5 protein-coding genes are annotated in these 10,003 nt (G+C 73.3%); all 5 read right to left on the bottom strand.

Translation table 11 applies throughout. The features are described from left to right. Positions 1-7: 7 nt before the first annotated feature. Positions 8-1,276, bottom strand: a complete 1,269-nt coding sequence (locus ASF78_RS13085) for a type II toxin-antitoxin system HipA family toxin (protein ID WP_056589923.1) — start codon at positions 1,274-1,276, stop codon at positions 8-10. Continuing rightward, positions 1,263-1,553: a helix-turn-helix transcriptional regulator gene (locus ASF78_RS13080; RefSeq protein WP_200940602.1), complete on the bottom strand. Its 291-nt coding sequence runs from the start codon at positions 1,551-1,553 to the stop codon at positions 1,263-1,265. Before ASF78_RS13080 ends, ASF78_RS13085 begins: the two co-directional genes overlap by 14 nt. 211 nt (positions 1,554-1,764) lie before the next feature. Continuing rightward, positions 1,765-2,991: a cellulose binding domain-containing protein gene (locus ASF78_RS13075; protein WP_056589920.1), complete on the bottom strand. Its 1,227-nt coding sequence runs from the start codon at positions 2,989-2,991 to the stop codon at positions 1,765-1,767. A 60-nt stretch (positions 2,992-3,051) separates the two neighbouring features. After that, positions 3,052-4,005: a PaaX family transcriptional regulator C-terminal domain-containing protein gene (locus tag ASF78_RS13070; RefSeq protein WP_056589917.1), complete on the bottom strand. Its 954-nt coding sequence runs from the start codon at positions 4,003-4,005 to the stop codon at positions 3,052-3,054. Positions 4,006-4,035: 30 nt separating this feature from the next. Then, positions 4,036-9,996 carry a carboxypeptidase regulatory-like domain-containing protein gene (locus ASF78_RS13065; RefSeq protein ID WP_056589914.1) on the bottom strand — a complete coding sequence of 1,987 codons (5,961 nt, stop codon included), beginning with the start codon at positions 9,994-9,996 and terminating at the stop codon, positions 4,036-4,038. Between the last annotated feature and the right edge of the window lie 7 nt (positions 9,997-10,003).

The raw sequence follows: 10,003 nt of genomic DNA, 5'->3' as shown, positions 1-10,003 counted from the left end.
GAGCACCTCAGCCGATGCCGTACCCCTCGAACGCGTACGGGTTCAGGATCTGACGACCCCACAGGTAGCTGCGGTCGTCCAGGGTCAGCTGGGCTTCGTCGGCAGCGTCCGCCCACTGCTCCCGGATGGTCGCGACCTGCGAGTCGATGACGTCGCGTGCCTGCGAACCGGTCAGCCCGTACTCGGGTGCTGCCTCGACGAGGAGCGCGAACTGGCTCGCGCGCCGCCCGTCGGCCGTGATGTCCATGGCCTGGCGTGCCTCGGTCCCCGAGCGCAGCTGTGGGCACAGGTCGTAGGCCGGGGTCAGCTCGAGCTCGGAGCCGTCCCAGAACGCTGCGTGGTTGCGTGCGTGGTCGTCGATGTTGCTGATCGCGACGTTGAAGACGATCCGTTCGAACAGTGACCGCCCCGCTCTCTCGCCGTCGCGTCCGAGTCGGCGCAGGACGTCGAGCACCTCGACGTAGGAGGAGTACCGCGCGCCCAGGAAGTCGTCGAATCCGAGCATGGTCAGCGCGGAGATCATCATGCGCCGCCGCCCACCACCGGGCCGGTCGAACCGTTCGACGAGCAAGACGTCGCGCCCGAGCGAGCGGATGACCTTCGTCGCCGGCACGGGGATGCCGACTCGCCGAGCCAGGGCCATCGCCACTGCTTCGGCCTTGACCACCGAGTACGTGTCGCTCGACGTCGACAGCTTGGCGATCCACTGGCGTTGCCCGTCACGCAGGAGCACCTTGGGGCGCGCCCCGCCGACCGCGGTCCCGTTGACGAACGCGTCATCCAGGACGCCGGTGAGCTCGCCGCGGTCCATCGCCTGTGCAGCAGCATGCAGCTCGTCCAGGGTGGCATCCGCGACGCGCGGGACAAACTCAGTGGCGCTGCGCTGGAAGTCCAGGGCGCCGATGCGGTCCGAGCCGGACTCGAGCAGGTAGGTCAGCTTCGTCGCGTGAATCTTGTCCGCGACGTCTCCGTGTCGCCCACCGGCCAGCCGCACGTTGATGACTCGTTGCCCCCACGAGTCCGGGCCGGCGTCCCGCAGACAGCCGGCCATGCCCATGGCCTCACGAGGGTCCTGCCACCCGGACGTCAGTGGAAGTTCCGGCCGGTACAGGCTGATCGCGTCCGCGCGATCGAGGTAGCTCCGGCCGTAGATGAACTGGTGCAGGTCACCGACCTGGCGAACCTGTCCGGCCACGACGGGTTCCGTGGACTCCGGGAGCCACACCCAGACGAAGGCGTTCGTCGGTGGTGTCGCGAGGACGTCAGAAGTCGTCATCGGCGTCACTCGTCACCGCTGCCGCCCGGACCTGCCGAGGGAGAAGTGCAAGGGTCTCCTCGCCGCGGCGCCGCGCCAGTGCAAGGTCATCCCCGTCCAGCCCGAACAGGTTGACCCCCACCGTGAACGCAGCGTTGAACGCGGTGCCGATCGCGCTGTGGGGTTCGCCGCGTTCCACCGCCGCGAGCGTCCGGGCATCGACACCGATGCGGCCGGCCAGGTCTGCCTGTGTCCAGCCGCGCGCCAGGCGCGCGGTCTTGATCTGGGCACCGAGCACGGCCAATGCGTCACGTGACGCGCGGGACGCAGCGATCGGACGCCTAGGCACCTTCATCACCACCAACAATAAGTCGTATCCAAGACCGTTTCAGATGCGTTCTATTGTAGGTGGCACGAGCAATCCGTCAACCGTCGCCCCCCGGATCGTCGGACGCGCGCCGACGGTGCGGCGGACCTCGACGGCCCGCCGCACCGTTCGTGCCATCAAGTCAGATGGCCTCGCAGGTCACCGTGGCGCCCGCCCCGGTGCCCGTGCCCTGGAACCCGAACGACGTGCTCTGCCCCGCAGCGACCCGACCGTTCCAGGCCGCGTTGGTGACGCTGACCGATCCCGCGCTGCCCGTGAGGACCCCGTTCCACGCCTGGGTGGCCGTGGCGCCGCTCGGCAACGTCAGCCGCACCGTCCACCCGGTGACCGCGGAGCGCGCGGTCACCGAGACGTTCGCGACGAAGCCGCCGGGCCACTGGTCGGACACGGCGTACGTCGCGCTGCACCCGGACGTGCCCTGGGTCGGGGTGGGGGTCGGCGTGGGCGTGGGAGTCGGCGTGGGCGTGGGAGTCGGTGTCGGGGTGGGCGTCGGTGTCGGGGTGGGCTCAGGGCCGAGCGTGAGGTTCTTCTGCTGCGCCGTCCACCCGTTGCCGCACAGCCCGCAGCCCTGCCCCACGAACGCACGTCCCGCCGTGGTGTCGCCCTTGAGCTGCCACCGGAACCACAGCTGCGCCGCACGCCCGAACTCGCCGCCGTTGGTCTGGTGGTACGTCCCGCCGTGCCCGACGTTCAGGTTGCCCATGAACGCGGGCAGACCGGAGGGGAGCTTGCCCCAGTCGTCGATGGCGTTCGGGTACGCGATGTCGCTCGGGCCGCCGATGATGTAGACGATCGGGTGGTCGAGGCGTCGCAGCTGGTAGTCGTCGGCGTCGTTGAGCAGGCCGCTGCTGAAGATCCCGGTGGTGGTGACCCGAGGGTCGCCCGAGACGGCGTAGGCCTCGATCCCGCCACACGAGAAGCCGGCCACGCCGATCTTGCTCGTGTCGAGGCGGTTGTACAGCGCGCTCTGCGGCCGGGAGCTCTCCGCGACCGCCCAGTCGATCGACTGGGTGAGCCAGGAGGAGCTCGAGCTGCCGCCGCCGCCCGGGTTTCCGTTCGAGATGACGAGGAAGCCGTGCGAGGCGATCTCCTTCAAGAAGTTCACGGCGGAGGTGCCGTCCGCCGAGCAGGCCCCGTTGCTCCAGACGACGACGGGCATCCGCTGCGACGGCAGGGTCGACGGGCGGTAGACGGTGTGGTTCGGCAGGCTGCTCGCGGTCGAGTAGTCGGCCGGGTACGGACCCGAGCCGCCCGGTGCTGCGGCGGCCGGCAGGAGCGCGGACGAGCCGAGCACGGCGGTGGCGGCCAGGGTCGCGGTCAGTGCGGCACGGGTGAGCAGTCGTCTCATGCAGTAAACGTGACGGCAGTCAGGAAATCTGTCTAGACGATCCGACGCCACAGCCCGGGGCTAAACGATTCCGGACCCCCGACCGCCCCGAGGCGGCGCCGCAGGGTCGTCGGCGGCGACGAAGTACGTCACCCACGACCCGGCATCGGGCCACGTCGGCTGCATCACCTCGACGAGCCGCTCCTGCGCCAGCGGCCCGAGTTCCGTGTGGACCTCGAGGAACAGCTCCCGCGCGTCCTGCCGGGGCCACGGGTCGGGGAGCAGGTGCGCCGGCAGGTCAGGGTCCGTGAGCGCGAACCGTCGCCAGTCGTCCATGAGCGTCGTGCGCGCGACCAGCGCCTCCGCGGCCCCCACCCGCCCCGCACGCGTCGCCGCCCGCAGCGCGGCGTGCCCGTCGACGAAGCGCCGGTAGTCGGACGCCAGACCGGTCAGGTCGTAAGCAGCACCTGGGCCGTGCGGACCCGCCTCGTCGTCGAACCGCACGTGCAGCACCGACCAGCGCGCACCGGGGACGGCGTCGAGAACCCCGCTGAGCATGCTGCGCACCGGTTCGGGGTCGGCGTCCGGGCTGATCCACAGGCTGTCGTAGAGCCGGACGAACCCGAGCTCGCCGAGGCTCTTGCGGACCGCATGCCGCTGCGCCTGCCCGGACTCCGGCAGCGAGTACGAGACCGTGAGCCAGGACCCGTCCCCCTGCCGCGGGACCGCGCCGAACGCGAGGAGACGGTGCATCGTCGACCGGTGCCGCGCGATCGTCTGCGGCGTGACGCTGTACACCGGCGGCCGGGTGCCGCCCCGCACGGCGAGGATGCCCCGCCGCGTGAGCCGCGACAACGCTGCCCTCGCGCTCGCCGGGGTGACGCCGAACTCGGCGAGCACGGCGACCACGGTCGTCGCGGGCAGCTCGGCGCCGGAGGAGTCGAGGTACTCCCCCAGCACGGTCGACAGCAGGTGCTGCGGGTTCGGCCCGGACTGCACGCGAGGGACGTCGACGTCTCCCGCCTGTGCGTCCACGCCGTCAACCTAGCGGGCGCCCGCGTCAGGTCACGGCCCGGTGATCGTGACGTTCGCGCTCTGCGACGCCACGAACGTCGTCGCGCCGCCGTACCTGGCCCGCACGTTCTCCGTGACCCCCGCCGCGGGCGTGTAGGTGCACGTCGCGACGCCGGCCGTGAGCGCGACCGCGCCGCAGCCGGTCACGGTCGTCGCGGGCCCGGTCGCAGGGACGACCTCGAACGCGACCGTGCCCGTGGCGGCCGACGGGCTGACGGTCGCGGTGAGGACCCCCGCCGCGGCCGCGAGCGCGGTGGTCGTCGGCGTCTGGACCGTCACGCTGACGTCCGGGCTGGCGGATGCGCCCCACGACCCGGCGCCGGAGTACGCGACACGCAGCGTGACGACACCCGTGCCCCAGCCGGCGTCGGCGGTCGCCGAGACGGTCTGGTTCGCGCCCGTCGCGACGACGTCGGCCCCCACGTCGGCCCAGGTGGTCGGCCCCGTCCGCCGTTGCAGCTGGAGCGTGCCCGCGTCCACGGTCCCGCCGCCGGAACCCGGCTGGACGCGGGACGTCACGGAGACCGTCCCGCCGGTCGTCACGGTCGGTGCGCCGACGGTGGCGGACGTCGTGGTCGGCCGACCGGTGACATCCATGGTGACCGAGCGGAACGTGGTGCCTGCGGGGATCGTGCCACCGGTCACGGTGACCACCCAGCCGCCGGTGACGGTCGCGGTGACGGTGGCGGCGGTGTCGGGCAGGAACAGGACGGAGTCGCCGCCGCCGACGGCCACCGTCACGGGGGTGGCGGTGGCGCCCTGCGTGACGGTCGCCAGGACGGTCGCGGGTGCCCCGCTGGCGGCCGACGTGGCGCGCAGCGCGAGCTGCGTCTCGCGCACGGTCACCGCGGCCGGCACCACGCCGGTCCCGGTCGCGGGGACGTCGACGGTCCCCGTGTGCGTGCCGAGGTGGCCGGACGGGCCTGACACGGTCACGGTCCAGGTGCCGGTGGGGACCTGGTTGAACGTCGTCGTGTACGTGCTGGCGCCCGCGCCCGTGCGGACGACCGGCTGCGCGGCGGGTCCCGTCGCGGTGGCGCTCGTCAGGCTGACCAGCGCACCCGTGAGGTCCGTGCCGTTCGCGGACGTCACGGTCACCTGCACCTGTCGGGTGACGTCCTGGAGCACCAGGTCGACGACGATGCCCTGCCCGGGCTGGACGGCGACGGTCCGGGTGGCGCCGAGCCCGTCGACGGTCGTCGAGACGGTGTAGGTGCCGGCCACGACGACCGGGAACGAGTACTGGCCGTTCGCGTCGGACGTCGTGGTCCGGGGGTCGCCGGTCTCGGGGGTCAGCGTGACGACGGCGCCGTCCACGAGGTCGAGCCGACCGTTGGCGCGCTGGTGCTGGACCAGGCCCTGGATCGACCCCGACGGGGTGGTCATCGGCACGCTGATGGACGGCGTCTCCCCGGGCGGGATGGTCACGGGCAGCGAGAGCGGCGAGTAGGTGGGGCCGGAGATGTTCAGGTTGTACGTCAGCGGCGGCACGTCGATGAACACGTACAGCCCGCCGGGGCACGGCGCGGTGCTGTCGTCCGGTCCGCACGTCGGCGTGATGGTCCGCGGACCGGTGGAGTCCAGGTAGCTGAGCTGCATGGTCAGCCCCGGCACCACCGTGGTGCCGTCGTAGGCACGGACCTGGAGCCCGCCGTTCTTCGCAGGCAGCCGGATCACGGGCACGTCGACGTCGAGGCTCGGCAGCGACGCGAAGCTCGGGTCGGGGACCGTGACGGCGGTCGCGGGCACCGGGTCATGGCCGGGCGCCGTCGCCTCGACCTGCCAGCCGCCTCCCACCAGGCCGTCCGTGACGGTGGTGCCGGTGAGGCGGTACGCGCCCGTGGAGCCGGTGGTGCCGACGAACGGCGTGCCGGCGACGCCCTGGCGGACCGCCATCCGGGCGCCGGGCAGGTCCTGCTCCAGCCCGGTGGTCAGCACGGACTTGACGATGCCCTGCACGAGGCCGAGCCGTCGTACGGTCACGAGCTTGTCGTCGTCGGGACCGTCTCCGGCCTCGAGGCGCACGGTCGTCGTCACCCGCGCGTGCCCCGGAGCCCGGACCTCGACCGTGTAGTCGTCGGTGGGCAGGTCACCGAAGTCGACGTGCGTGTCCCCCGGGTTGGCCGCCCGCTGCTGGGTGGTCCCGCCCTGCAGCGTGATCGTCACGATCGCGCCCTGCACCAGCAGGGCCGGGTTCTGGGTGGTCCCGACCGTCACCCGCAGGAACCCGAACTTGCGCAGCGTGAAGACGAGCGCGTCCGGGTCGGGCGGCCGCGGCATGGCGACGCCCGGGTCGACGGTGAACGTCATCGGCGCCAGGTCGTACCCCGGCAGCGTCGCCGTGACCGTGTACGTCCCGGGCCGGATGAGCCGGCTGCCCGTCGGACCGGTCGGGTCGGCACCCTGCGCGGAGTCGGACCAGACGACCGTGGGCGTCGTGCCGACCATCACGGCCGTCAGCGACAGCTGGCCCACCCCGGGCGGCGCCGACTGGACGGAGAACCGCACGTTGCGCACCGCGTCGGCCGTCGCGGTGGGGTCGAGACCCGGCACGAACGACAGGGTCCCCGAGAAGGCCACGCCCGCGGGCGACAGGGTGAGCGTCGCCAGCGCGGACGTGGGCACGTCGACGGCCGAGAACGGCTGGAAGCCGGGTGCGGTGACCGTCACGTCCACGCGCGGCTGCACCAGCGGCAGCACCATCGTGCTGGCCGGGCTGGTGACCTCCTCGGGGCACGCTCCGCCGTCGGTGCAGATGGTGAACGCACCCTCGACGGGCGTGACGGCGGACGCGGACTCGCGGACGGGGGTCAGCCCGTTGAACCTCGTCGTGCCCGTGACCGTGACGACCGCGTCCCGCACGGGGGTCTGCTCCCCCGCGATGAGCTGCGTCACGACGGTCCCCGTGACCTTCGCGACGGGCAGCGTCAGGACGATCTGGACGGAGACCTCCTGGTTGAGCCCGACGGTGACCGGGTCGGCCAGGGAACCCGTGCTGATGCCGGACGCCGTCACCTGGTAGTCGCCCTGCTCCAGCCCGATGACCTGTGTGAGGCCGTTGATGTCCGTGGCGGGCGTGGGCGTGGAGAGCACGGACGCCGGGGCGGTCGACACGGTCGCCCCGACGGCGGGCACGAGCGCGGAGGTGCCGTCGGAGCGCATCACGGTCACGTTGAGCCGGCCCAGGCGGTCGAGCACCGCGTCGAACCGTCGCGACGACCCGGGGACCAGCGAGACCTCGCCCGGCTCGGGTGGCAGGTACTCGGTGCCGGCCGGCGGGACCACGAACACGGTGTACGGCCCGGCTGTGAGGCGGTTGATCTCGTACGACCCGTTGGTGCCGATGAAGCTGCACGCCGCCCCCGTGATCTCGCACGCCGGGTCGTCGCTGGGGGTGCACGGGGCGGTCGGCACGACCACCCCCGGCGTCGACGGCACCGCGATCACGCACGTGTCCGTGGACACGGCACCCACCCGCGCCTGGATCGTCCCCACGATCGACGGGGACTGCTCGAGCGCGACGGTCGTGGCCTCGATGACCTGCCCCATGGGCACGGTGACGTTGACGTGCCCGTTCTCGTACCCGGGAGCGGAGATGGTCAGCCGGTAGAGGCCCGGCAGCAGACCGGGGTCGCCCGGCGTCGGGAACGTGTACTCCTCGTCTGGTCCCACCGTCGCGGTGAACCGGGTGGTGGCGCCGGACGCGTCGGCGACGTCACCGGTCACCGTGATGATGCACCCGCCGACGTCGTCGTCCCGCAGGTGCGGGCACGTGACCTGCCCGCCGGTGCTCGCGTCGCGCACGCTGCCCCGGATGCGGGAGGTCGCGACGAGCCCGTCACCGGGGATGGGCGCCAGCACGAGGTCCGCGCGCGAGGTGCTCCCGCTGGTCACGGTGACCTGCGCGGACCCCGGCTCGTGCCCGAACACGGTGGCCGTGAGCACGTACTGGCCCGGGTCGATCCCCGACAGCCGGAACGTGCCGGACCCGTCGGACGCGGCCATCGTCTTGTAGGTCCCGGTCGGCCCGTCGAGCGTGAGGCCCGCCCCCGCGAGGCCGCCTCCGCCCGTGGCCCTGACGGTGCCCTCGACGACGCCGCCGACGGACGTCATCACGATGTCGAGCGGGGAGATGCCCTCCGGTCCCAGGTCGACCTGCCGCGTCTGCGTCGCGTAGCCCGCCCCGGAGACGGTCACCGTGTACGACGCGGGCACGGGCAGGTCGGGCAGGACGACCGTGCCGGCGCGGTCGCCCGTCACCGTGGTGGCGGTGCGCGTGACCTCACCCGCCGTCGCCGTCACCGTCAGCCCGCCCAGCCCGCCGAACCCGCCGAGGGAGTCGGTGCCGCGCACGGTCCCGGACAGCGTCGCGACCCCGCTGCGCAGCGCCAGGTTCACCGTCCGCGTCCCGTCGGCCTCCAGGCGCAGGAGCACGGACTGGGCGCCCAGGCGCTCGGTGCCCGCGGTGACCAGGTAGGTGCTCGGCGTGGACAGCCCGTCGACCTCCCAGTACCCGACGCGCCCGCTCGTGGCGGTCCGGGTGGTCACCGTGGTGGTGCCGTCGGAGAGCGTGATCTCCACGCCGCCGGCCGCACCGTCGGGACCCGTGACCGTCCCCGACATCCGGCCGTTCCCGGGGACCATCTCGAGCTCCAGCGGCGCGGCGGCCGCCTCCGCACCCGTGACCAGGAAGCGTTGGGTCTGGTACCCGGGCTTCGACAGGACGATGAGGTAGCGGCCCGTCGCGGACAGGTCGGCGAACGCCCAGGTGCCCTTCTCGTCGGTCGTCGTGGAGCGGCGCTGCGACGCCTGGTCCGTGAGCTCGACCGGGAGCGCGGTGCCCAGGACCTTGCCCGCGTCGGTCGACGGCGGGGTGACGCTGGCGGCCGCGAGGAGCGTCGCGGCGAGGCGGCCGGGCGCCGCGAGCGCGACGAGTCGTCGGTCCAGGCCGGCAGCCGTCGACGGTGGTGTCTCGGTCGCCTCTGGTGCGAACGCCGACGCGGGCGCCACCTGCACCTGCACCCCGGCCGGGTCCGCCCCCGTGACCTGCCCGGCGACCCGGACACCGGGCACGAGAGGGCCGGGCGGCGGCCCCTCGGGCGCCGCGCCGTCGGTCCCTCCGTCGGCACCGCCCTGCGACTCGTCCGACGGCGCCTTCGCCTGCTCCTGCGACCGGTCCGCGACGACCTGCGACACCAGCGGCAGGGCCGCCAGCACCGCCCCGATCCACAGGAGCGACACCATCGTGATCGCGACGGCCTTGAGCGCGGTCGACGTGAGGAGCGGGCGCAGCGCGACGGACCCGTCGAACCGCTGCGGCGCCCGCGCACCCGTCGCGACGACGTGGAACGGCGACCGCTGCGTGCTGCCGACCACGCGCGGCCGCAGCACCCGGACCTGCCCGGCGATGCGGACGGTCTGGTGCGCCGCGAGGTCGACGTCCGTGGCGTCCAGGTCGACCGCCAGGTCGGCATCCCCGAGCGCCTCGAGACGTACCCGGACCGGCTGCTCCCCGGTGTTCGCCAGGACGACCTGGACGGGCTTGCGCCGGACCGTGCGGGAGTCCGCCGGCTCGACGCTGAGCACCAGGTCGCTGACCCCGTCGACGCGCAGCACCACCTCGGCCAGCGTCGTCGCGGGTGCGCCTGCGCCGGGTCCGCGGGCCTCGACCGCGACGACGAACGGGTAGTCGCCGGGGGCGGCACCGACGGGGGGCATCAGGGGCAGCTCGACCGTGACCGTGGCGTCCGCGGGGACCCCGGGGACCGCGACGGGCGCCGGCAGCCAGGCGCCTTCGAGGCCGATCGCGGAGAACGCGAGGTCCTGCGCCTGCGTCGTGATGTTGCGTGCGTGCACCCGCAGGACCGCGGACTGGCCCGGCGACGCGTGCGCGCCGGGCTCGGCCAGGACGCTCGGGGCGCCCTGCCCGGTGCGCTGCGGTGCGACGGCCACGTCGATC

The organism is Cellulomonas sp. Leaf334 (genome assembly GCF_001424195.1).
Classification (GTDB): domain Bacteria; phylum Actinomycetota; class Actinomycetes; order Actinomycetales; family Cellulomonadaceae; genus Cellulomonas.
Note: the sequence above shows the minus strand (reverse complement) of the source record. Positions and strands in the feature narration are given on the sequence as shown.